The organism is Flavobacterium notoginsengisoli, assembly GCF_014207905.1.
GTDB lineage: Bacteria > Bacteroidota > Bacteroidia > Flavobacteriales > Flavobacteriaceae > Flavobacterium > Flavobacterium notoginsengisoli_A.
Window position 1 is genome coordinate 1 of the sequence record NZ_JACHLB010000005.1, and the last position, 24,677, is coordinate 24,677.

The following is a 24,677-nucleotide window of genomic DNA, read 5'->3' on the forward strand; positions in this document are numbered from 1 at the left end:
AATCTAAAATCTAAAATCTAAAATCTAAAATCTAAAATCTAAAATCTAAAATCTAAAATCTAAAATCTAAAATCTAAAATCTAAAATCTAAAATCTAAAATCTAAAATCTAAAATCTAAAATCTAAAATCTAAAATCTAAAATCTAAAATCTAAAATCTAAAATCTAAAATCTAAAATCTAAAATCAAAACCCTCTCTGTCTTTTAGCTTCAAAAATCAAGATAGCTGCAGCGACAGAAACATTCATGCTGTCAATTTCGCCCTGCATTGGGATAATAATATTTTGAGTTGCTTCGTCACGCCATTGCTGCGTTAAACCTGTAGCTTCTGTACCTACAACTAGAGCGGTAGGAGTAGTGAAGTCTTGGGTATGATAAGAAGTTGAATTCTGCAAAGTAGCACTGTAGAAATTAATCCTTTTTTCTTTCAAAAAAGCAATAATTTCTTCTGATGTTCCTGTTGCGATTTGGTTGGTAAAAAGACAGCCAACACTAGAACGCACAATATTCGGATTATATAAATCGCTTTTCGGATTGGCAATTAAAACAGCATCTAAATTAGCAGCATCGGCAGTTCTTAAAACAGCGCCAATGTTTCCTGGTTTTTCTAAAGATTCGACTACCAGAATTAGAGGATTGTCAGATAATTTTAAATCTGATAATTGTAAAGATTTGGTTTTGGCTACAGCTAAAATACCTTCTGTAGTATCGCGATAAGCTAGTTTTTGATAAACTTCTTTATTTATTTCAATGAGTTGAAATGATTTCTGAATTAGTTTATTGATTTCATTTTCAGTCACTAATTCAGGTAAAAATAAAACCGTTTCTATTTCGTAACCGCCTTTTATAGCTAATGAAATTTCGCGTTGTCCTTCAATTAAAAATGTTCCGGTTTGTTTTCTGGCTTTGGCTTTTTCTTGAAGTAAAACCAAAGATTTTATATACGGATTTTGAACTGAAGTAATTTGTTTCATTTTTTTTAAGCGACTAAGATTCTAAGGCGCTAAGGTACTGAGTTTTTTTTCTTACTGCAAGGTTTTTAAACAGCCACGAATTTCACGAATTTGCACTAATTTCTCATCGTAGCAAGACAAAAAAGAATTCGTATAAATTCGTGAATTCGTGGCTAATAAACTTTTATTCTTCAGTAGAATTGTTTTCCTCTAAAAGAGCGGTTTCTTCAGCAGGTTTTGTAACTACTTGGTCTTTGTTTCCAAAAAGGAATTTCTTTATTGCGGCAAAAGCAGCTACAATTCCGATTACGATGAATTTTGCAAATTTGGCTAAGATGGCAAAGAATCCAACTTTTGCTAGAACTTTTCCAGCAACAAGACCACCAATTGTCCAAGCGGCAACTGTGTCAGTATCAGCGTCAAAATCTAGGTATTTATTTCCATCGTTAAATTCAACACTTTTAATAATTCCTGGAATACTTGCTTTTACTTCTTCCAGCTGATCAATACCAGCTACGGCAGAAATATTGTACATTCCTTTTCTTCCTAAAACTCTTAAATCGTAATTTAATGTATGGTTTTTATCTTGTCCGAACTCTAGTTCTTTTGCCCAATGCAATACTTTTAGAGTGTTGTCATAGTATGGTTTAGATGCCCATCCAATCAATTGAACTTCAGGGTAACCACCTTTTTTTCTTTCTTCATTTGCAGCTGCAACATCTTCTTTCATTGTTTTTAGAAGATCGTCGTAATCAATGTCATCTGCATCATCATCTTTTACGTATCCATCTCCTTGATAGCTAATTACAAACATCCAGCTATTATTGTGTGTTACACCTTTTCCGTCTGGAACTAATGAGCCAAGAACCGTTTTGTCTTCTGGATTTCCCCATAAATTGCTCAAGACATTTTGAGTTTGTTCAGCATTTAAAAACTTAAAGCCTTTAGGAACATTTAAAGTACCATCACCTTCAGGAAGGCTGATTTTTCCAGATTCATAATTAAAAGATTTTTCAATCTTGTCAAAATAAGCATTTAGCGTATCGGGTTTTTGCGCGCTGATTTTAGCAACCGAAATCAACGATAAAAAAAGAAAAAATAGTGTTTTTTTCATTTTGGGACTGGTTTTAAATTGGTTAATTATTTAGGGTTTTTGGTTACTTTGAAATAATTCCGAAATTTCTTTTTCAACAGGATGAGATGTTTTAAAATCATATCCTAATAATTTTGCCAATGTTTGAGCAAATTGTTTTTGATAGAATTGAGCTTCTGTTTTGATTTCTCCTTTTGGAGCAATTTCTGGGCCCATTGCAGCAAACCAAATTTGAGATGCGCCTGGAACATCAGCACCATGATCAGTCCATTGTGCTTTTACTTTGTCGCCACGTCCATGATCTACTGTGATAAATAAAGTGGTTTTGTTTTTGTATTGAGGATCATTTTGAATGAAATTCCAGATTTCTTGAATCCATTTGTCTACTTGATTGGCAGCATCTAGATAAGATCTGTAATCGCCATGATGCGCCCACTCGTCTGTTTCTCCGTAGGCGATATATAATATTTTTGGCTTTTTGGTTTTAAGTTCGTCTAACGCTTGATAGTGTGTAAATACATCTAAACATTCATCTTCGTGAAAAGGTTTAAATGAATTATCACGCATTTCGTTCAATAACTTTTGTGTGGCTGTTGGTTTATTTCCGCCAACTTTATCAAAAGCAGAAATGACTGGAAAACCGCTTCTTTCTTCATTTAAAATTCTATCGAATGCATCCCAAGCGCCAAAAGCGGCTACTTTCCCTTTAAATTTAGATTGCTGGTTTAGAAATTCTAAAACATTGACGTTCGGATTGGCTTTATAACCATTTGAATTGACTTTTAAGTCAACATTTCCTGTCATAATTTCGCTATATCCAGGATAACTAAACCAATACGGATTCGCTACATCAACTTTATTTCCTAAATCTCTATTGCCGTAAATTTGACCTTTTGAAGCGATTTCAGACCAGAAAAAAGGCATGAGTTTTTTTCGTGCTTCTTTGATATCGACATCGCCATATTTCTTGTAAATATACGCGCTGTCTCCTTGATTGAATTTTTTGTCGTTGGCAATTGCTGGATCAATTCCTTTAAAAACTTCTTGCCATCTAAAACCATCTGTAGTAATAATAATGATGTTTTCTGTTTTTTGAGCTAAAGATTTACAGCACAATAAAATGAAGAGAAGTACAACCGTTTTTTTCATCTCTATTAGTTTGAAATTACATGAATTAGATTTCAAATCTACTTAATTTATTCAAGCAATTTTTACGGGATAACGTAATGTAACTATAAATTAATAAAAGAAAAAAAGGAGTGTTTTTATTCTGTGTCATTAAAAGAATTAACTTTAAAAATGAGCTGTAGTTTGATAGGATTTTTTCTTGAATTTGGATAAACTTCAGCATTGATCTTCTGTTCAAATACTTTCATAATATCCAAATCTAAATCATCTTTAACGGCATAATGAATTTCGTTCTTCTTCTTTTTTAGTTCAATCTCCACCAATATTTTTCCTGATTTCTGAGAGTCTTTAAATAATTGTTCAAAGATTTTACTTGTCTTTTCAATAATCAAATTGATATCTTCTTCAGAACTATTTTCAACTATCTCCTGATCAGAATTTAAAAGAATTAGTTTTTCAAGTTTGGTTTCTTTTATTCCTTTTGATAGCGTGTCGATAACTTCGCCATTTTGATACATAACTACTGGCGAATTAGTAAGATTATGAACAGTTCCAGATCGTGGTGCTTCATCAAGCCACAATAATTTTAGATTTTTGTTTAGAAGATTTAAAATATAGTTATGTTCTTTTGTCTCCACAATAAGCAAAGGTTCTTCAATATCAAAAGAAATCACAGACCAATAATAGTTTAATTCTTCTGGAGTTGCTTTTCTTATTTTATAATCGTTTGCGACTTCATTTTTAAACTCATCCCAAATAATTTTAGATTCGTCAAGATTCTGACTTGTTTTTCCTTCTAATATCAAATTATCTACATGAAATTCTATTTTTCGGCCCTCTATTTTTTTAAGGCTTTCGTTATCCTTATATCTTTTCCATAATGCAGGTCCAATTATAAGATGATCTTGTACAATTTTATAATCAGGTTTATTTGATAAGTTATCGGCAAGTAACTTTTTAGCTTTTTCAAGAGTTTTAACGCTGGTATAATTATAAACCACCCCTTTTGGAATAGTTATTTTCTCAATTTCTTGAGCATGAGATAGGAAACTAAAAAAAGCGAATGCGAATAGTAGTGTTTTTTTCATTTAAAGTTTTTTAATTAACTATTTTTATTTCGTTACACCTTTATAGAAACCTTTATAAAATTCCTCTAGACTTAATTTCTAAGTATTTATTAATAGCATCTAAAGTCAGATTTTCGGGTTGCGTTAAAACGGAATGGATTCCATATTTTTTTAGCTCGTTTACAATTAATCGCTTTTCAAACATGAATTTCTCTGCGATTACTTTATCATAAACTTCCTGAATTGTATTTGTTTTTTTATTGATAATGCTGTTCAATTCGGTATTGCTGAAGAAAACGACAACTAACAAATGACTTTTCGCAATTCCTTTTAAATAAGGTAATTGTCTATTTAAGCCGTCCATTGTTTCAAAATTGGTATACAGAATTATTAAACTTCTTTGGTTGATATTTTTTTTAATGTCAACATAAAGTCTGCTATAATCACTTTCAAAAAAATCAGTTTTGATGTTGTATAAAGTTTCTAGGATTTTCTGCATTTGCGATCCTCTTCTTTCTGCAAAAACTCTGTTTTCTACTTTTTTAGAAAAAGAAAAAAGTCCCGCTTTATCTTGTTTTTTGAGAATGACATTCGATAAAACCAATGCCGAATTTATGGCATAATCCAATAAAGCTAATCCATCAAAAGGCATTTGCATCACGCGTCCTTTATCTATTGCCATATAAACAGATTGTGATTTTTCGTCCTGAAACTGATTTACCATTAAAGAATTTTTCTTAGCGGTAGCTTTCCAGTTCAGCGTTCTTAAATCATCGCCTTGAACATATTCTTTAATCTGTTCAAATTCCATTGTATGTCCAATTCTACGTATTTTCTTGATTCCGTATTGAAAAAGATTATTTGAAAAAGCAATTAAGTCATATTTTCTTAACTGAATATATGATGGATATGTTGGAACCATCTGATTTTTGTCAAAAATAAATCTTCTCGAAATCAGCTTTAAAGGCGAAGAAACATAAATATTTAAAGCACCAAAAAGATATTCCCCTCGTTCTGTTGGGCGAAGCTCGTAGCTAATTTCTTTTTGTGTCGCTGCATTTACTGTTTTTAAAATCTTAAAATCACGAACTTGAAACTGAAACGGAATTTCATCAATAATTTTAATCAAAATAGGAAAATTATAATGATTTCTTAAATTAATTTTAATCGTATTTAAATCCCCATTCGATAGTTTTTCAGGTGTAATCCTTTCTGCTTCAAGTCCCGTTCTAACTAAGTATAAAAGCAAAATATCAATTGCAAGAAAAGTTGCTAATCCTAATACCAAAAGCCAAACTGCATTGTACATATTTGGAAAAATAAAAGCGCAGACAAAAAGTCCTATAATGCCCAAGAGCACATAGAAAAAGAAATTATTTAGATATAGACTTTTTATGAATTTCATCTTTTTAGTTTTTAGTCTCGGTTTTCAGTCTCAGTTTTCAGTCTCAGTATAACTGTAAACTGAGACTGAGACTGCAAACTATCTAGGAATCTCAACTGCTTCAATAATCTGCTTAATGATTTCTGAACTTGTAATTCCTTCCATTTCTCGTTCTGGAGTTACAATAACACGGTGTTGCAAGACAGGAATTGCAGCTTCTTTAATGTCTTCTGGCGTAACAAAATCACGTCCTCGAATTGCTGCAAAACCTTTGGCAGCGTTTAAAATAGCAATTGAAGCACGAGGAGAGGCACCTAAGTATAAAAAGGCATTTTCGCGTGTGTTCACTACAATTCTCGCTATATATTCTAATAGATTTTGTTCAACCCTAATTTGTTTTACTAAAGCTTGATATTGCCTGATTTCTTCAGCAGAAAGAATGGTTTGTATAGCCTCTAATTTATCGTGATTTTGCAAAGAATGTTCTCTCTGAATAATTAAAATTTCTTCATTAAGTTTCGGATAATCAATGCTAATTTTGCAAAGAAAACGGTCTAATTGGGCTTCTGGCAAACGGTAAGTCCCTTCTTGTTCAATTGGATTTTGAGTGGCAATTACCAAAAAAGGTGCATCCAATTGATATGCAGATCCATCAATTGTAATTTGACGTTCTTCCATAACTTCAAAAAGTGCCGCTTGAGTTTTTGCAGGAGCACGATTGATTTCATCAATTAAAATCAAATTAGAGAAAATAGGGCCTTTTTTAAATTCAAATTCTGAACTTTTCAAATTATAGATAGAAGTTCCTAGGATATCAGACGGCATTAAATCTGGCGTAAACTGTATTCTGCTGAAACCTATATTTAAGGTTTTAGATAATAATTTGGCAGTAATTGTTTTAGCTACTCCAGGAACACCTTCTAAAAGAACATGTCCATTTGATAAAATTGCAACTAAAAGTTGATCAACCATTTTGTGCTGACCTACAATTACGCTTTCGATCTCTTTTTTAATCGTGTTCACATGATCTAAAAGAGGCCCTAAATTAATTCGGGTTTCAAAATTCACATTTTCGTTAGTGATTTCGTTTGCATTAGTATTAATATCGTCCATAATTTGGTCTATTTTCTTTTTAAAATTTAATGTAGAATTTTTTCAATTGCATTGTTTATTCGAAGCAAATCCTCTTCAAGACTTCCGTGATAACTATTTCTATGATTGTTAATTAGAGTAACAAGTTCTTGAATGTCTTTTTCGTCCTTTCCGGTTTTATAATGTAGTTTTTTTATAAAATCATCATCTAGTTTTGTGGTATCAATTAAAAAATCGGTTCTTATTTTTTCTAAGAAATAAATAATTTTTTTGTCAATGATATTAGTATGATCACCTTCTTGATAATATAAATTTCCGATTGTTTTGGTAAAATCGACAGTTAAATTTTCTAAGGGTTTAATAATGGGTACAATACGCTGTTTACGTTTTGCATTAAAAATCATAAAAATTAAAATTCCAAACAAACCTAAAAACCATGCAGATTTTAATGGAGGCTGACTCATTATGTAGCGTAGTGGTGAGCCAGAAATTCGCTCATCCTTAGGGCCTTTAGTGTACCAAATTATGTCTCCTTCTGAAAAATACGACAATATGTTTTCTGTGTATTGATATTGCTCTTTTTTTAGCAAAGTATAATTAGTAAAAGCTACTGGTTGTGTGTGTAAATAAACATATCCGTTTTTATATGGAACTTCAATAAAGTTTATCTGTTTATTATGTTTGTTGTTCTGATATCCTAAAACGGTCGTATTTAAGGTGTCAATTTTTGAAAAATAATCGTTTAAGCCAGAGTTTAAAGTATATTTTCTAGTGTTTATTTTTTTATTTGCCAACCATGTTACGACACTATCTGCCGGTGGAAAATCGGTCTGTATTTGAATTTTTAATGAATCAAGTAATAGAGTTGGAAATTCTTTCATGCTCAAAAAAGCATTATTTCCGTGTGAAACAAAATATAAAATCTCTTTCATCGATTGATCATCAATATTATTCACTTCAGAAATATTGATGAAATTTCCTTTTACTTTATAATTTTCTACGCCTTCCGAATCGTCATATTGTGAATCTAGATACTCGTAAGGAGTTTCGGTAGCAATTCGCTTTATTTTCTGATTCTTAAAAAAGGATTTCGCTTCTTGATCAAATACATACAGACCAAACGGAATTTTATCATTCACAGAATACGTTGGAGTCCAGTCAATTGGTTTTGGCTGTCCTTTATCTGCTAATAGAATTAAACCAAAAATTAAAACCAAAAGCGCAATGTATATTTTAATATTTCTATCCATTACCAAATGTTTTTAAAGCTTGTTTAAATCTATTTTCTGTGTTGATAAATCGAATGTCATCGATTTCAAATTCTCCGTACCAGATATAATTATATAAATAGGAAAGGTAGGTGAACTCTTCTTTATGAGCTGTTTGTTTTAATTCGTATAAATAATCTGAGTTTGTTTTTTCGATATCCCATTCTATAAAATGGTGTTGCGCCATAACTTTTAAAAGCCAAAGATAATAGTATCGAATTGCTGCTCTTTTTTCGCCACTTTCAATACTTTCCTTAATTAGTTTTTCGAAATCTAAAAGATGAATATTTTTTTCGGCATCAGAGTAAAACAATGTTTTTTTATCCGATTTGCCGAAAATCCAGCGCCCTTCTTGATTGGAGATGTTTTTTGCGATGAAATAAACAACAATTATAATTACCAGAATGGCAATAATCCTGAATAAAATCACGACAAAATTTAATGAAGTTTGCGGACTTTCAAAGCGGAATAGATTTGCAAATAATTTGGCAAGCCATTCTGTAAAAAGATCCCACCAGTTTTTTTCTGGTGTTTTATATTCATAAATAAATTCTGAATCGGTATATTTTTTCTTAAAGTTTGGATCAAAATGTTTTGATTTTATTTCAGTAGCATCAATTTGGATATCCTTTTCAGAAAACTTTATTCCAGAAACTTTTGGAGGCTCTTGGTATACAGCCGTGCTATCTTGAGCTGTCGAAATGACGCAGCAAAAAAGAAAAGATAAAATAAAAAAGAATCTTGTCATTACTTGGTCTTATAGATTTTTGGCTGTTAAGAAACGCATTTTTTTGTGCACAATAAAAGGATAAATCAAGTAATAAAATGAAATTAAACTTAAGGTAAACAAAATGATAAAAATACTTAACCAAGTAGGCATATCGATAGAATATCTTGTAATAAAACCTTCTAAAAAACCTGCACTTATGGTAAAAGGAAAAGTACTTAAGAATATTTTAAAACTGTTTTTAAATCCGATTTTGAAAGAATTCATTCGAGAAAAAGTTTTCGGAAAAAGAATGGAAGCTCCCAAAATAAATCCAGTTGCGGTTTCAATCACGATAGTAAATATTTCCATCGAACCGTGAATCCAGATGCCTCTTACACTTTTCCAAAATACGCCATGTTCGTAAAAAAAGTATTGAAAAGAACCCAACATAATACAGTTTTGCAAAAAAATATAAAAAGTGCCAAGTCCAGCAAAAATGCCATAGAAATAACATTTAGCACCAACAAATAGATTATTTGTTGTAATTCCGATAAAGCTTCCCCAATTACTGCCCGAACCATAAACAGCCATCGGGTTACCTTTTCTAATATTAGCTAATGACATATTTACATACTCATCGCCCATAATCAATCTAACAAAATCCTGATCGTAGCGGGCAGAAAGAACGCCAATTGCAACAATAATAAAGAATAAAGAAAAAGCGTATAATAAATACCTTTTGTATTCGAAAACTAATAAAGGAACTTCAGTTTTAAAAAATTCAATAAATTGATTCTTATCTGTGCGTTTGGTTTTGTAAATTTTCTGATAAATCTGAGAAGCAAGATGATTTAGATAAACAACTGTTTTACTTTTAGGGTAATAAGTTTGGGCATACGATAAGTCATTCATCATTTGAATGTACAAATTAGCTAATTCATCAGGATTTTTTTTAGCTTTACCAAAAATTGCTAGCTCAAATTCTAGCCATTTTTCTTTGTTTTGTTTTATAAAAGCAATTTCTCTCATTGTTGGCTAAAATATAAAATATGTCAGAATTATCTATTAATACGACACAAAATGTCAAAATAAATTTTATCGCTGCTTCTGTGGGTGAGCGATTGGGCGCATTCTTTCTAGATTTGTTCATTATGATTTCTTATGCAACGGTGCTTTCGATAGTTCTTTTCAGCTGGTTGAATCTTGGAGAATTGATGAGCGGCATAGATCAATGGTCTAGAGGCGCTATTTTGGTAATTCTGTATTCGCCTATAATTCTATATTCTCTGGTTCTCGAAAGTGTCTTTGAAGGGCAGTCATTAGGAAAAAAAGTAGTGAAAATTAAAGTAGTAAAAATTGATGGCTATCAGGCAGGTTTTGGAGATTACCTTGTAAGGTGGTTTTTTAGAGTTATAGATTTTTTCAGTCTTTTTGGGCTTCCTGGAATAATCGCTGTTATCACTAGTGAAAAAGCGCAGCGTTTAGGCGATATGGCAGCGGGAACTGCTGTAATAACATTGAAAAACAAAATTAATATCAGTCATACTATTTTAGAAGAAATAGACGATGCTTATGTTCCGACTTATCCTTTGGTTATTAAGCTTTCAGATAATGATATGCGTATTATCAAAGAGACTTTTCAAAAAGCTGAAGCCAAACACGATCATGAAATTATCTATAAATTAGTTGCCAAAATTGAAAGTTTTACAGGAATTAAAAACCAGTCAGGAAACAATAGCGATTTTATTCGAACTATTTTAAAAGACTATAATTTCTATACGCAGCATATGTAAGCTTTTTTTTAGTTTTTGAAGATAATTTTTTATATTTAACAGATTATAAATTAGTAAGTTAATTTAAAAATTGAAACATGAGAACTTCAAAAGCTTTGTTTACCGTATTAATGATTTTTACTACTCTTTTTAATTTCGCTCAAGGCGGAAAAAAATTGGATAAAATTATAAAAAGAGATTATCAGATTATTGAATGTACGATTTCAAAAATGTCTGATACTACTGTAGAATATTCACTTCCAGGAGAAACACTTCAAATTTCAATTGATGTTTCTAAAATTGCCAGAATTGATTTTGCAAGCGGAAGATCTCAAACTTTTGATGTTTCTCAAAATAATAATGTTCAAGCCTCAAATCAAAGCATAAGTGCGCAAGAAATTAAACCTAATACTATTGCTGTACTTCCGGTTCCTTACATCGATTCGGATAATCAAGAATCTTCTGAGGATATGGCAAAATTCGCTCAAAACGATTTGTATAACAAATTGTTAGATAAATCCTCAAATATACTTCCTTTGACTGTTCAAGATTTAAGAACTACCAATAGTTTGCTTCACAAAGCAGGAATTGATTATAAAAATATTGATGAAACACCAATTGAAGATCTTGAAAAAATCTTGGGCGTTGATAATATTGTTGCCGTAAAAGTTTCTTACAATATAACAATTAACTCAACTGCAACGACTTATAATAGTGGAAATGCAAAAGTGAGCGATAATAATAAAAAAGTAACCACAAATGATGTTTCGACCACAACAGCAAATAATCAGAGTTACTATTATTACACGGTTTATTTTGATATGTATAAAAACAAAGACAAAATCTATTCGCAAACTCGTAAGCCATTTTTAGCAGTAAAAGACAGTTGGATGGAATCGGTATCTTATTTATTGAAAAGAAGTCCAATTTACACTAAGAAATAAATGATTGTCGATCATAAATACAGAACTAAGATAGATTTATCCATCATACTTTTTTTAAGTGTAATACTTGGCGGCACACTTGTTAAACTTCTTATTGAGAACAATTGGAATGCAAGTACAATCCTTATTTTGCAAATTGCTTTTATTGTACACTTATTTTCTTCAACATTTTATACCATAAAAGGGAACAAATTATTGATAAAAAGCAGTTTCCTTGTTCATACTTCTTTTGATATTTCGAGTATTGCAAAAATTTCAGAAACAAACAATGTAATGAGTGCGCCAGCCTTTTCTTTTGATCGTTTGAAAATTTTAGACAATAAAAACAACTCCGTAATGATTTCTCCAAAAGATAAAAAAGGTTTTATAGATGCTATAAAAAAAATAAATCCTGAAGTAGAAATAGTATTAAAAAAATAGGAAGAATACTAAAATCTCTGCACCTTTGTAACTTTGCATCTTTGTAACTTAAAAAGAAAATGTTTCATTTACTAGATATTATTGGGACAATGGCTTTTGCTATGTCGGGCGCTTTAACTGCAATGCATAAAAAACTAGATCCGTTTGGGGTTTTTATCATTGCTTTTGTGACTGCAGTTGGAGGAGGAACGCTTCGTGATGTTCTTATCGGAAGAACGCCTGTTGGCTGGATGCGCGATATGCAATATGTCTACGTAATTATTTTAGGTTTTTTTCTAGCCATTATTTTTAGAAAAAGCTTTGATAAACTTCGAACTTCATTGTTCTTATTTGATACTATCGGACTTGGAGTTTTTACTTTAATAGGTCTTGAAAGAGGAATTTTAACTGGACTTCATCCTGCAATTTGCATTGCTTTAGGAACAATGACTGCTTGTTTTGGTGGAGTAATTCGCGATATTTTATGCAATGAGATTCCGAATGTTTTTAGAGAAGAAATTTATGCTACCATTTGTATTTTCGGCGGAATTGTATTTTTTGGTTTAAGACGTTTAAATTTAGACGATGATATTTTATATTTAGTCACTTCTTTAATTATTATTGTAATTAGATTAATGGCAGTTAAATATAAATGGCATTTAAAGGCATTTGATCATAAATAAGCAATAAATGTATACCATTAAGAAATACCAAAAAGAAGATTATTTAAAATGGAACGATTTTGTCGCCCAATCCAAAAATGCTACTTTTTTGTTTCATCGAGATTTTATGGAATATCATAAAGATCGTTTTGAAGATTTTTCTCTTTTGATTTTCGAAGAAGATAAATTGAAAGCGATTCTTCCAGCTAATAAAAGAGAGAATTCGGTTTATTCTCATCAAGGTTTGACTTATGGAGGTCTTGTGTTTTTATCTAAAATGAAAACAGAAAAAGTAGAATTAATTCTAGATGAAATTTTACTTTTTTTGAAACAAAATCAAATTGAAACCTTTTATTATAAGCCAATTCCCAATTTTTATTTTTTGGAAGGAAATGCGACAACGGATTTTTTTCTTCTAAAACGAGATGCTGTTTTAGAAAGAAAAGAAATGAATTTAGCCGTTAATTTAACTATACCTTTAAAGATTTCTAAAAGCAAAATGAAGCATTTTAGAAGGATCGAAAATCTAGATTTGGATATTGTAGAAGAAGAAAATTTTGATCCTTTTTGGGAAAAAGTCTTAGCACCAAGATTATTAGAAAAATTTGATGCCAAACCAGTGCATTCTAAAGAAGAAATAGCATTTTTAAAATCTAAATTTCCTCAAAACATAAAACAATATTCTGCCTACAGAAATGATGAGATTATTGCAGGAATTACAATTTTTGAAACCAAAAATGTAATCAAATCGCAATATGGTGCAACTTCTAAAATTGGAGAAGAATTCAGAGCCTTAGATTTTTTATTCGTTAATCTAATTCATAAATACAAAAGAAAAGGAAAGCATTTTTTTGATATGGGAATTGTTAATTCTGATTTTGAAGATTATAATGCTGGACTTTTGAAACAAAAAGAAGAATTAGGTTGTTCTGTTTACAGTCAGGATTTTTATAAATTGGATTTATAATAATAAAAATTATTTGCTGTCTATATAAATGTCAAACGTTCCTATGGAACGTGAACTCACAATTCCATTTAGGTCTACCGACGATATGTTCCTACGGAACGAAATTTTAGAAATGAGATAATTGTCTAAGCGTAGATATTGTTCCGTAGGAACATTTTGTTAGTGTTTTGTCGACGAAACGTTTCTACAGAATGAAATTTAAAAATGAAATAATTGTTTATGCTTGCCTATTGTTCAGTAGGAACATTTCGCCGTAGAAAAAATTTATAGGCATGTTAAATTACGTCCCGTAGGGACGTGTGATAATTAACGAAATGTTCAATACATTTATGTCGTTAAAAAAATGAAACAAAAAACAATGATAATACCATTTCTAGACCTAAAAAAAATTAACGAACCTTATGAAAATGCTTTTCAGGAAAAACTGAAATCGGTTTTGCATAACGGCTGGTATATTTTAGGAAAAGAAGTGGAAACATTTGAAAAAGCTTTCGCCGAATATTCTAAGACAAAATACTGTATTGGAGTCGGAAATGGTTTTGATGCTTTGGTTTTGATTTTTAAAGGTTATATCGAACTCGGAATATTGCAAAAAGGAGACGAAGTAATAGTTCCTGCAAATACTTACATTGCAAGTATTTTAGCCGTTCTGCAAGCCGATTTGGTTCCAGTTTTGGTCGAACCAAGATTAGAAACTTATAACATAAATCCTGATTTAATTCAGGAAAAAATTACTTCAAAAACTAAGGCTATTTTAGCTGTTCATTTATACGGAAAATTGGCCGAAATGGATAAAATAAATGAGATCGCGCAAAACCATAATTTGATTGTTGTAGAAGACTGTGCACAATCTCATGGGGCTAAAATAGATAAATCTCAAAACCAAAATTCCAAATTCCAATTTGAAAATAATCTGCAATCTAAAGTCTACAATCTAAAATCTGCAAGTGCTTACAGCTTTTATCCTGGTAAAAATTTGGGCTGTTTAGGAGATGGCGGAGCAGTGACAACAAATGATGAAGAATTGGCAAAAGTGATTTTGTCACTTCGCAATTATGGTTCCGAGAAAAAATATCTTAATGATTATATTGGCGTAAATTCTCGATTAGACGAATTGCAAGCAGGATTTTTAAACCTAAAATTAGTTAATTTAGATTCTGATAATCAGAAAAGAAGAGAAATTGCAAAACGTTATCTTACAGAGATTAAAAATGATAAAATAGAATTGCCTTTTTGGGATTTTTCAAACAATCATGTTTTTCATTTATTTGTCATTAGAACCTTAAAAAGAGAACAATTACAGGAACATTTAGCTCAAAATAATGTTCAGACCGTAATTCATTATCCGATTCCGCCACACAAACAAAAGGCTTTTTCAGATTGGAATAATTTGTCGTTTCCAATAACAGAAAAGATTCATGAAGAAGTTTTAAGTTTGCCGATAAGTCCAGTTTTAGCAGAAGAAGATGTTGATTTTATTATCGAAATTTTAAATCAATACTAATTGAATTTCTATAGAAAAATAATTCAAACGAGCTTGTTTAAGATTACTTCTTTAAACAGTTTTAGTGTTGTTTTAAAAATCGGAATTGGTTTGATAACTTCAAAAATATTGGCGGTTTTTGTTGGTCCAAGCGGAATGGCGTTGGTTGGAAATCTTCGCAACTTTTTAACTTCATTAGAAAATATCTCAACTTTAGGCTTTCAAAACGGAATTGTAAAATACGCAGCAGAAAATGAGAAAAATAAAAATGAACTTCAGAAAATAGTTTCGACCGTTTTGATAAGTTTAATTTTTCTTGCGCTCCTTTTAAGCGGGGTTTTATTTTTTACCGCGTCTTTCTGGAACGAAAAAATCTTTGGAAATAACTCTGAATATCTCATCGTTTTTAAAGTTCTAGCTCTCGTTTTACCAACTTACGGACTTTCCATTTTTTTGATTGCTGTAATTAATGGTTTAGGGAAATTTCAAAAAGTAATTTGGATCAATATTTTTGGTAACATTATCGGTTTATTGACTTCTATAGTTCTTATTTTACAGTTTAAAACCACCGGAGCTTTGTTAGCGATAGTAATTGCGCCCGCCTTGTTGTTTGTAATCACGCTTTATTTGGTTCAAAAAGAAATTCAATTTCTTCAATTCATTAAAGTCAGTTTATTTGATTTTAAGGTCGTAAAAAATCTTTCGTCTTATTCCTTGATGGCTTTGGTTTCATCTGTTTTTGGACCTTTTGTTTTTCTAGCAATTCGAAACCATATTATTCAAAATTTAGGAGTCGAACAAGCCGGATATTGGGAAACTATAACACGAATTTCGTCTTATTATTTATTGTTTGTAAGCACCATTTTAAGTGTTTATTTTCTGCCAAGATTATCAAAAGCTCAAGATGATTTGGAAGCAAAAAGTGTTGTTTGGCAGTTTTATAAATTCATTCTTCCTATTTTTATTTTAGGATTAACAATCCTTTATTTTGGAAGATTTTTTGTTGTTAAGTTGCTTTTTACACAAGAATTTCTACCCGTAACCGATTTGTTTTTCTGGCAGCTTTTAGGAGATGTTTTCAAAGTCTGCTCGTTAATTTTAGGACTTCAGTTTTTTGCAAAAAAGAGAACTGCCGCTTTTATAATTACCGAATTATTTTCGTTTTCTGTATTGTATTTTGCAAGTTTATATATTACAAAAATATTTCAGATTGAAGGCATTGTGATAGCTTACGCTTTTCAAAATTTTATTTATTTGCTAGTTCTTTCCATTTATTTTAGAAAAAGTCTGTTTTAGTTTTTAGTCCATTTCTGGATATAATTTTGAGCAATTTTTATATGATTATGATGCTCTTCAATAAAGGCTCTCGCACGTTTTGCTATCAAGCTAATTTCTTCTGGATTTTCTATTAAAAAAGATAATTCTTTAACCAAATAATCTACATCTGGAATGGCATTTATACAGACTTTTTCAGCTAAATTATAATATTGAATAAATTCAGTTTCGGCCCCTGTAAAAACTACTTTCCCTTTTGCCATTGCTTCCAGCGCATTATAACCTTGATCGTAAGCATAAATTTGGTCTAATAAAATATGACAGCTGTTGTACAAATTAATGTATTCGGCATAAGGAACACTGCGAACTGTAATAATTTCGATTCTTGAAGCATATTTTTGCTCTATTATTTGCAAAGCTTTCTCAAAATAATCATTTCCTTTTTTTAAATAATTATCATTGTTAATGCCATGAAAAATGACAATTTTGTCCTTAATTGGTGTCGGTAAAAAAGGTAGTTTTTCAGTATTAATTGGATTCGGAATCAATCCTAAATATTTCTCGTTTCCTCGAAGTGGAAGATCATAATCTAAATCTGAGGCAATAATGCCGCGACAGTTTTGATAAATAAATTGATGCAGTTTGAAAAATCCTCTTTTGCGGAATTTCAAAACATTTCCAAAAGATTTGGAATCAATTTTTTTATCAAGATATAAAGGAATAACAGATTTAAAGTCAAGATTTTCAAAGCAATACTTCACATTGAGATAATCGTAGCCGCAACTCAACAAAAATAATTTTTGATTGTTTTTCAATAAATAAGAAATAATCTTTTCTTCAAAATATGGTGTGCAGTAAAAACTATTTTCGTTAATCAGCTGTACAATGTCAAAGTCTGAGCATTGTTTTTTAAATTTTACGAATTGACGATATGTTAAATAAGAACTGATATCAAAACCAGAAATTTTAAAGATTGCAATTTTGATTTTTTTCAATAAACCCGAATCCCATTTTTTTTGAATAGGAAAATCAACAGGAAAATTTTTAAAACCGTCGTTCTGACCAATGATAAAAACTTCATGTCCTAAAGCCTTTAGACCTTCTTTTAAAGAATTGTGCAAATGGCTGAATTCGCCTACCAATAAAACTTTCATTTATGTGTATATTTGACAAATATATTTACTTTTTCGGTCAAAACATGAATAAAAAGAAAGTTGCTATTGTTTCAAATTCTTTAGGAAAAGGAGGAGCAGAACGTTTTGCAGCTTTGCTGACTTTTATGTTAGAAGATTCTGATTTTGAAGTTCATTCAATTATAGTAAATGATGACGTAGATTATTCGTTTACAGGACAGTTATTCAATCTAGAAAAAGAAAGTTCCAATTCGTTTTCTTTCTATAGAAAAATCAAAAAAGGTATTTTATTACGTCGTTATTTGGTTCAAAATAATATTGAAATAATAATTGACAGCAGAACGAGAAACGTTTTACTGAGAGAATTAATAACGAAATTTATTTATAGAAATTCAAAAATCTGCTATATTGTTCATAGTTATAACTTTAAGAATTATTTTCCAGATTCAAAATTTTGGTCCAAAATACTCTATAAAAATGTTTCGGCATTAATTTGCGTATCAAAGGCAATTGAAGAAAAATTAAATCTTTTGTTTGATTTGAAAAATTGCATAACAATCTACAATCCGTATTTTATTGCTGATGAAGAGTTTGAAAAAAAATCGGAAACAAAAAAGGTGATTTTGTTTTTTGGAAGATTTGACGAAAAAGTGAAAAATTTTTCACTTTTGTTAGAAGCTTTTTCTCAATCTGAAGTTTTTTTTGAAGGATATAAACTTCATTTAATGGGCGAAGGGAATGATTTGAATTTTATTAAACAAAAAATAAAGAGTTTAAATCTAGAGCATTACGTTGAAATTTTTCCCTTTAAAAATAATCCATACCCAAAAGTGCGAGAAGCTAGATTTACCATTTTAACAAGCAATTACGAAGGATTTCCGATGTCAATTGTGGAATCATTAGCTTTAGGAACGCCAGTTCTTGCAGTTGATTGCAATTCCGGACCAAAAGAAATTATTCAAAATGAATATAATGGATTGCTAGTTGAAAATCATAATGTAAAAGAATTATCAAAAGCAATCCGTCGATTTGCAGAAGATGACAATTTATATGATTTTTGTAAAGAGAATGCTCCTAAAAGCGTTGAACATTTAACTTTAAATACGATTGCTAACCAATGGAAAAATCTTCTAAACAATCTAAAATGACAAACATTTCGGATGTTCAATTAATTGAAATTCCTAAAATTCAGGATCGAAGAGGAAATCTTTCTGTTATTGAAGGAGATATCATTCCGTTTGTTTCTAAGAGAGTTTATTATTTATATGATGTTCCTAGCGGAAGCAAAAGGGGAGGACATGCGCATATTGAGCAGCAAGAATTTTTGATTCCACTTAGCGGTAGTTTTGATGTAGTTTTAAAGGATGGAAAATCGATTAAAATAGTAACATTAAATAAACCAAATGTTGGTTTACTAATTGTTTCAGGAATTTGGCGTGAACTTAAGAATTTTTCTTCGGGAAGTGTTTGTCTGGTTTTGTCTTCGGATGAATTTAGCGAAGAAGATTATATTCGAGAATACAAAAACTTTAGATTATTTAAAAACGGAGGAACCAATTCCGAGATTGGCTAAAAAAGTTTTAAGCGAAATTAAAAAACGTAATAAAGATGAAGGCAAAGTCAGTAAGAATCTTTTCTTAAAGCCTAATTTTTTCAAATCAATCGGATTGTAATATTTTTTAAAAAGAACTTTTTCTCCAGCTAATTTACTTTTTATAGCAAGAGAAAAACGATTTAAATCGAGAAATTTTTTCAGGTCAGGATTTGTTTTTTCAGCTTCTTCAAATTTCGAAAAATCCATTTTTTCTTTAATGAATTTAGCATTTTTAGAAAGACTTTTTGAATCGTAAACATAACGTGCCAAGATTTTCCAAGAAAAAACTACGGGATAAATTAATCCAATTCTAATCCATAAATCGGTGTCTTGTCCGCTTTTTATTTTTGTGTCAAAATTTCCAACTTCGGTAAAAACAGATTTATGAAAAGCGGCACAAGAAGTGCAGAGAACGGTTTCTTTTAAACTGGCTTTAAAATAATTTACAATTTCAAACTCTTCATTTGTTTTTGAAATCGAATATTGGACTGGAATTGTTTTTTTTGAAGTATCAAATTCAATGGCCGCAGAAAAAACCTTCTGATTCGGTACTTTTGAAATATTCTCAAACATCGTTTCTAAAAACGTTGGATACCAATAATCGTCTGCATCAAGAAATGTTATGAAATCGGAATTTGCTTTTTCAATTCCGTAATTTCTGGCCGTTGAAGCACCTTCATTTTGTTTGCTGAAATAAAAGATTCGAGAATCTTTAAACTGCAATATTTTTTCTTCACTTTTATCTGTAGAACCATCATTTACAATAATAATTTCATAATCCTGAAAAGTCTGATCTAAAATACTTTGTATCGTATTTTGGATGAAATTTTCTTTGTTGAAAAGCGGAATTATGATAGAAAAAAATGCCATTTTATTTTCTTTTTAAGAAACTATAATAACCTAATTTGTAAATGTCAAATAGGAAAAGCGAAGGTGTTTCTGAAACTAAATTTCGTTCAATTTTCGATTCTATTTTTCGAAAAATAAAGCGAAAAATACCCAACAGTTTTGATGTTTTCAAAAGTTCAAATGAAGCGATAATTTTACTTTCATTTACAGAAACTTTATTTGTGTCGTTTAGAAAAGCCAAGTTTTCTAAAGCTGTTTTAGTTTTGCTTAAAAATACAGTTGAAGTCTCTAGATTTAAGTGAAAAACAGCATTTTCTATATGTTTAATTCCAATTTGATTTTCCTTTAAAACAGAAAAAAAAACTAAATCTTCGTAGCCGTATTGTGTTATAGTTTCATCAAAAGGGAACCGATTTACAATTTCTTTTTTGATTAATAAATTAGAAACCAAAGCAAAATCTGAAGGTTTTTTGTTTCTCTCAGATAAACTTAATGCTTCTCTATTTCTTCCATAAATCCAGCGTAAAAGAACTTCTTTTGCAGGTTTTTTATTTTCATACAAAAGACCTCCAAAAACTACTTTTTGATTGTTTTTTATTTCAGAAACATAATTAGAAATAAAATCATCATGAACAGGAATCGTGTCAGCATCTAAAAAGAGAAGATTTTCAAAAGTTGCTTTTCTGGCCAATAAATTTCTTATAGCGCTTCTGCCAATATTCTTTTCTAGAGAAACAATAGAACAACCTGAAAACTGATTAATTTCTTGATTTTCTTTTATAAAAATATTAGAAGCATCATCGAAGCAAAGAATCTCAAATTTAATTCCGCAAGAAATGCACTGTTTTTGGAGTTTGCTTACAAGCGGTAAAACAGCATAATTATAAACCGGAATTAAAATGGAAAGCATTACACGCTTTTTTGCACAACTTCGAAGATTCTTTCATCTTCACATTTTAATGTTTTAGAAGGGAATTTCATTAACAAAGCATAATCATGCGTTGCCATGATAATAGTTTTACCAGCAGCGTTGATTGCTTTTAATACTTCTAAAACTTCAGAGCTTGTCTGCGGATCAAGATTTCCTGTAGGTTCATCAGCTAAAATAAATTCTGGATCGTTCAGAAGCGCTCTCGCAATGGCAACACGTTGCTGTTCTCCTCCAGAAAGCTGGTGAGGCATTTTGTTTAAGAAGTCTTTCATGCCAACTTTATCCAAAACTTCATCAATTTTGTGTTGCATGGCATCTTTTTCGTGCCAGCCAGTAGCTCTTAAAACAAAAAGCATATTGTCTTTGATAGAACGGTCTGGAAGTAATTTGAAATCTTGGAAAACGATTCCGATTTTGCGTCTTAAAAACGGAATATCATTTTCTTTTATCGTTGCTAAATCAAATTCAACAATATGTCCTTCTCCTTCAACTAATGGTAAATCAGCGTATAAAGTTTTTAAGAAACTACTTTTTCCAGAACCAGTTTTTCCGATGATGTAAATAAATTCACCATGATTAACATCTAAATTAATATGAGATATAATTTTTCTTCCTTCTTGATATATAGTTACTTCTTTAAGAGACAGTACGGTTTGTGACATAATAAATTGATTTGAATGGTAAAAGTAATAAGATAACGTATGTATTCAAAATAAATTTGAATCATTTCTTACGAAAAAGTTAAAAAGGCGAAATGTTTTGGAAAGTTTGAGAACCAATAAATTGAAGTTTACTAAACCGAAAAATCACAGCTATTTCATAATTTGTTCATAATAAAACTGCGAAACGTTTCGTTATAAAGCGTATAAAATGATACATTTGAATACTAAATATTTTGAAAATGCGTAAACTTTCCTGGTTCTTTTTATTCCAAATTATCCTTATTTCGACCACAGTTTCGGCACAAAAATCAGCTATATATACTTACGAATTAAAGGATTTTGACAAAGCACTGGCTTTATATAATGATAAACAATATGCTTCGGCACAGCTTATTTTTGAACATGTTAAAAATAGTGGCGTTACCGAAGAAGTACAGTCAGACTGTGCATTTTATATTGCCAATTGTGCGATTAGAACCAACAAAGCAAATGCAGATGCATTGGTAGAAAAATTCGTTAACGATTATCCAACCAGCACTAAACAAAATCAAGCTTACATAGAAGCAGCTCAGTTCTTTTTTGAACAGGGAAATTACCCAAAAGCATTGCAATGGTTTGATAAAGTAGATGAAAGTTATATGAGTAAAGCGGAATCTGATAAGTTCAACTTTATGAAAGGCTACAGCTATTTTAATGCTAAAAAGAAAAAAGAAGCCACTAACTACTTTAATAAAGTGGTAAATTCTAAAGAATATGGTTCTCAAGCCAAATATTATTTAGGATTTATGGCTTATGAAGGTGACGATTACAAAGAAGCTACAAAATATTTTGATGAAGTTTCGGGCGAAGAAAAGTACAAAGAAAAGCTTTCGTACTATCAAGCTGATATGAACTTTAAGCTTGGTAATTTCCAAAAAGCAATTGATTTAGGGCAGACAGCAATGGCTAAATCGAATGAAATAGAAAAATCAGAATTGAATAAAATTATTGGAGAAAGCTATTTCAATTTAAAACAATACGATAAAGCGGTTCCTTATTTAGAAAAATATGCAGGTAAAAAAGGAAAATGGAATAATACCGATTTTTATCAGTTAGGATATGCTTATTATGAGCAGAAAAACTATGAAAAAGCGATTTCTCAATTCAATAAAATTATCGAAGGAAAAGACTTCGTTGCACAGAATGCTTACTATCATTTAGGTTTAAGTTATTTAAATATCGGTAAAAAACAAGAAGCTTTAAATGCTTTTAAAAATGCCTCTGAAATGGATTTTAATGCGCAAATTCAAGAAGATGCAGCTTTAAATTATGCTAAATTGAGTTACGATATTGGAAATGCTTATCAGGCTGTTCCTGGAATTCTATTAGATTTCTTGAAAAAATATCCAAATAACTCAAGCCGTTCAGAAGTAGAGAAGTTGTTGGTTGATTCTTATATTTCTTCTAAAAACTACAAAGAAGCTTTAGCATTATTAGAAAAAAACAGAACTGGAGAAAATAAAGCGGCGTATCAAAAAGTACTTTTTTATCGTGGAGTAGAATTGTACAATGAATCGAATTATCAGGAAGCAGGAAAAATGTTTAAAAGCGCTATTAGCGAACAAAAAACACCTGAATTTACAGCACGTGCAACTTTTTGGAAAGCAGAAACAGAATATTTAAACGATGATATGCAGAATACTTTATTAACGTACAAGCAATTTGCGGGAATGGCTGCTGCAAAAGCTACAGACGAATATAAAAACATCAATTACAATATTGGTTACACTTACTTTAAGTTGAAAGAATACGATCAGGCGGCAAACTCTTTTCAGGCTCAGATTGATAATTCTCCTTCGGATAAAGTACGTTTAAATGATTCTTATTTACGCTTAGGTGATTGTCGTTTTGTAACTTCAAAATACAGCGCTGCAAATGAAGCATACGGAAAAGCAATTGCAGCAAAAGGCGTTGATGCTGATTATGCACAATTCCAAAAAGCACTTTCTTATGGATTTATGTCTAACAATGGAAAGAAAGTTGATGAATTGAATAACTTCCTTCAGATGTATAAAAAGTCATCTTATCGTGATGATGCTTTGTTCGAATTAGGAAATACTTACGTTGCTGAAAAGAAAAACGATCAGGCTTTAAAAACATACGATCAGTTAATTTCTGAATACCAAAACGGATCTTTTACTTCAAAAGCAATCTTAAAACAAGGTTTGATTTATTACAACTCAGATCGTGATCAGCAGGCTTTAACGAAATTCAAAAAAGTGGCTGCGGAGTTTCCAAAAACTCCAGAAGCTTTAGAAGCAGTTTCAACAGCAAGATTAATTTATGTTGATTCTGGAAAAGTAGATGAATATGCGACGTGGGTTCGTACGTTAGATTTCGTTGAAGTTTCAGATGCTGAATTGGATAACGATACTTATGATGCGGCTTTCAAACAATATAGTCAAAACAATAGTAAAGCTGCGATTACAGGATTTACGGGTTATGTGAACAAATTTCCAACCGGTATACATGCTTTAGAAGCTAATTTCTATTTAGGACAGCTGTATTATGCAGAAGGTTCAGAGACGAAATCAACAGCAAATTATCAATATGTTGCAGATCAGCCAAGAAGTGAATTTACAGAGCAAGCTTTAAACAGATTGGCTCAAATTTACTTAAAAGCAAAAGACTGCGACAAATCAATTCCAGTTTTAAAACGTTTAGAAAGCGAAGCGGATTATCCGCAGAATAAAACTTTCGCGCAGGCAAACTTGATGAAATGTTATTATGACAAAAAAGATTATGATAACTCAGTTATTGCCGCTGAAAAAGTTTTAGAAAATCCAAAATCGGATGCGGGAGTAAAAGCCGATGCCCAAATTATTGTAGCGCGTGCTGCAATTCAAACCGGAAATGAAGATAAAGCAAAAACTGCTTACGCTAAATTAATGACAACTTCTAAAGGAGAATTAGCAGCCGAAGCTTTGTATTATGATGCATACTTTAAAACCAAAGAAGGAAAATATGATGCTTCGAATACTGCGGTTCAGAAATTGGCAAAAAGTTATTCGGCTTACAAATATTACGGAGCGAAAGGTTTGGTGTTGATGGCGAAAAACTTCTACGGATTAAAAGACAGTTATCAAGCAACTTATATTTTGGATAACGTAATCAATAATTTTACAGATTACCCAGATGTCGTAGAAGAAGCGAAAAAAGAATTAAGTGCTATTAAAGCGGAAGAGTCAAAAACAAATTCGTCGATTAATAGATAGAGAAAAAAAAGAAGAAAGAAGCAAGAACCAAGAAAGAAAAGGTCTTTTCTCTTTGCTTT

At 30.8% G+C, this 24,677-nt stretch carries 23 protein-coding genes; 10 read left to right on the forward strand and 13 right to left on the reverse strand.

Annotated features, from left to right (window positions below; all coding sequences use genetic code 11):
* Positions 1-184: 184 nt before the first annotated feature.
* The 9 genes from HNP35_RS15095 to HNP35_RS15135 form a co-directional block, all read right to left on the reverse strand.
* Complete coding sequence (locus HNP35_RS15095) at positions 185-973, reverse strand: TrmH family RNA methyltransferase (RefSeq protein WP_184163753.1); 789 nt, start codon at positions 971-973, stop codon at positions 185-187.
* Positions 974-1,136: 163 nt separating this feature from the next.
* Complete coding sequence (locus HNP35_RS15100) at positions 1,137-2,066, reverse strand: DUF2167 domain-containing protein (RefSeq protein ID WP_184163756.1); 930 nt, start codon at positions 2,064-2,066, stop codon at positions 1,137-1,139.
* A gap of 30 nt (positions 2,067-2,096) precedes the next feature.
* Positions 2,097-3,194 carry a phosphoglyceromutase gene (locus HNP35_RS15105; protein WP_184163759.1) on the reverse strand — a complete coding sequence of 366 codons (1,098 nt, stop codon included), beginning with the start codon at positions 3,192-3,194 and terminating at the stop codon, positions 2,097-2,099.
* A 116-nt stretch (positions 3,195-3,310) separates the two neighbouring features.
* Entirely contained in the window at positions 3,311-4,261 is a 951-nt protein-coding gene (locus HNP35_RS15110) for a hypothetical protein (RefSeq protein ID WP_184163761.1), read from the reverse strand.
* Positions 4,262-4,313: 52 nt separating this feature from the next.
* Positions 4,314-5,645, reverse strand: coding sequence for a DUF58 domain-containing protein (locus tag HNP35_RS15115; RefSeq protein WP_184163764.1), 1,332 nt, complete (start codon positions 5,643-5,645; stop codon positions 4,314-4,316).
* A 78-nt stretch (positions 5,646-5,723) separates the two neighbouring features.
* Positions 5,724-6,737 (reverse strand): AAA family ATPase, encoded by a 1,014-nt coding sequence (locus HNP35_RS15120; protein WP_184163767.1) that lies wholly within the window; start codon positions 6,735-6,737, stop codon positions 5,724-5,726.
* Positions 6,738-6,763: 26 nt separating this feature from the next.
* Entirely contained in the window at positions 6,764-7,966 is a 1,203-nt protein-coding gene (locus HNP35_RS15125; RefSeq protein WP_184163770.1) for a DUF4350 domain-containing protein, read from the reverse strand.
* Entirely contained in the window at positions 7,959-8,732 is a 774-nt protein-coding gene (locus HNP35_RS15130; protein ID WP_184163772.1) for a DUF4129 domain-containing protein, read from the reverse strand. The genes HNP35_RS15125 and HNP35_RS15130 overlap by 8 nt, the downstream gene beginning before the upstream one ends.
* 9 nt (positions 8,733-8,741) lie before the next feature.
* Positions 8,742-9,722, reverse strand: coding sequence for a stage II sporulation protein M (locus HNP35_RS15135; RefSeq protein ID WP_184163775.1), 981 nt, complete (start codon positions 9,720-9,722; stop codon positions 8,742-8,744).
* Positions 9,723-9,742: 20 nt separating this feature from the next.
* Between HNP35_RS15135 and HNP35_RS15140 the strand changes: the two genes are divergently transcribed.
* From HNP35_RS15140 to HNP35_RS15170, 7 genes are all read left to right on the forward strand, one after another.
* Positions 9,743-10,486 carry an RDD family protein gene (locus HNP35_RS15140; RefSeq protein WP_184163777.1) on the forward strand — a complete coding sequence of 248 codons (744 nt, stop codon included), beginning with the start codon at positions 9,743-9,745 and terminating at the stop codon, positions 10,484-10,486.
* Positions 10,487-10,563: 77 nt separating this feature from the next.
* A complete protein-coding gene (locus tag HNP35_RS15145) occupies positions 10,564-11,409 on the forward strand; it encodes a hypothetical protein (RefSeq protein WP_184163779.1) in 846 nt (281 codons plus the stop codon).
* The gene (locus HNP35_RS15150; RefSeq protein ID WP_184163782.1) at positions 11,410-11,829 is read left to right on the forward strand and encodes a PH domain-containing protein; all 420 of its coding nucleotides are present in this window, start codon (positions 11,410-11,412) and stop codon (positions 11,827-11,829) included. It abuts the gene before it with no gap.
* Between the two features lie 59 nt (positions 11,830-11,888).
* Complete coding sequence (locus HNP35_RS15155; protein ID WP_184163785.1) at positions 11,889-12,491, forward strand: trimeric intracellular cation channel family protein; 603 nt, start codon at positions 11,889-11,891, stop codon at positions 12,489-12,491.
* Between the two features lie 7 nt (positions 12,492-12,498).
* Positions 12,499-13,437, forward strand: coding sequence for a FemAB family protein (locus HNP35_RS15160; protein ID WP_184163788.1), 939 nt, complete (start codon positions 12,499-12,501; stop codon positions 13,435-13,437).
* Positions 13,438-13,798: 361 nt separating this feature from the next.
* Positions 13,799-14,941 carry a DegT/DnrJ/EryC1/StrS family aminotransferase gene (locus HNP35_RS15165; protein ID WP_184164916.1) on the forward strand — a complete coding sequence of 381 codons (1,143 nt, stop codon included), beginning with the start codon at positions 13,799-13,801 and terminating at the stop codon, positions 14,939-14,941.
* Complete coding sequence (locus HNP35_RS15170; protein ID WP_246453551.1) at positions 14,942-16,216, forward strand: O-antigen translocase; 1,275 nt, start codon at positions 14,942-14,944, stop codon at positions 16,214-16,216.
* Here the strand turns inward: HNP35_RS15170 and HNP35_RS15175 are convergent.
* A complete protein-coding gene (locus HNP35_RS15175; protein WP_184163794.1) occupies positions 16,213-17,349 on the reverse strand; it encodes a glycosyltransferase family protein in 1,137 nt (378 codons plus the stop codon). The two genes, HNP35_RS15170 and HNP35_RS15175, sit on opposite strands and share 4 nt — an antisense overlap.
* 44 nt (positions 17,350-17,393) lie before the next feature.
* Between HNP35_RS15175 and HNP35_RS15180 the strand changes: the two genes are divergently transcribed.
* The gene (locus HNP35_RS15180; RefSeq protein ID WP_184163797.1) at positions 17,394-18,476 is read left to right on the forward strand and encodes a glycosyltransferase; all 1,083 of its coding nucleotides are present in this window, start codon (positions 17,394-17,396) and stop codon (positions 18,474-18,476) included.
* On the forward strand, positions 18,446-18,901 hold the full coding sequence (locus tag HNP35_RS15185) for a sugar 3,4-ketoisomerase (protein WP_184163800.1): 456 nt from the start codon (positions 18,446-18,448) through the stop codon (positions 18,899-18,901). The genes HNP35_RS15180 and HNP35_RS15185 overlap by 31 nt, the downstream gene beginning before the upstream one ends.
* On the opposite strand, the gene HNP35_RS15190 is transcribed toward HNP35_RS15185, so the two are convergent.
* The 3 genes from HNP35_RS15190 to HNP35_RS15200 are packed head-to-tail and all read right to left on the reverse strand — an operon-like array spanning position 18,863 to position 21,364.
* Entirely contained in the window at positions 18,863-19,792 is a 930-nt protein-coding gene (locus tag HNP35_RS15190) for a glycosyltransferase family 2 protein (RefSeq protein WP_184163803.1), read from the reverse strand. The genes HNP35_RS15185 and HNP35_RS15190 overlap by 39 nt on opposite strands.
* 1 nt (position 19,793) lies before the next feature.
* Positions 19,794-20,681: a glycosyltransferase family 2 protein gene (locus HNP35_RS15195; protein ID WP_184163806.1), complete on the reverse strand. Its 888-nt coding sequence runs from the start codon at positions 20,679-20,681 to the stop codon at positions 19,794-19,796.
* Positions 20,681-21,364 carry a cell division ATP-binding protein FtsE gene (locus HNP35_RS15200; protein WP_184163809.1) on the reverse strand — a complete coding sequence of 228 codons (684 nt, stop codon included), beginning with the start codon at positions 21,362-21,364 and terminating at the stop codon, positions 20,681-20,683. Before HNP35_RS15200 ends, HNP35_RS15195 begins: the two co-directional genes overlap by 1 nt.
* Positions 21,365-21,603: 239 nt before the next feature.
* On the opposite strand from HNP35_RS15200, the gene HNP35_RS15205 reads away from it, so the two are divergent.
* Entirely contained in the window at positions 21,604-24,618 is a 3,015-nt protein-coding gene (locus HNP35_RS15205) for a tetratricopeptide repeat protein (RefSeq protein WP_184163812.1), read from the forward strand.
* Positions 24,619-24,677: the final 59 nt, after the last annotated feature.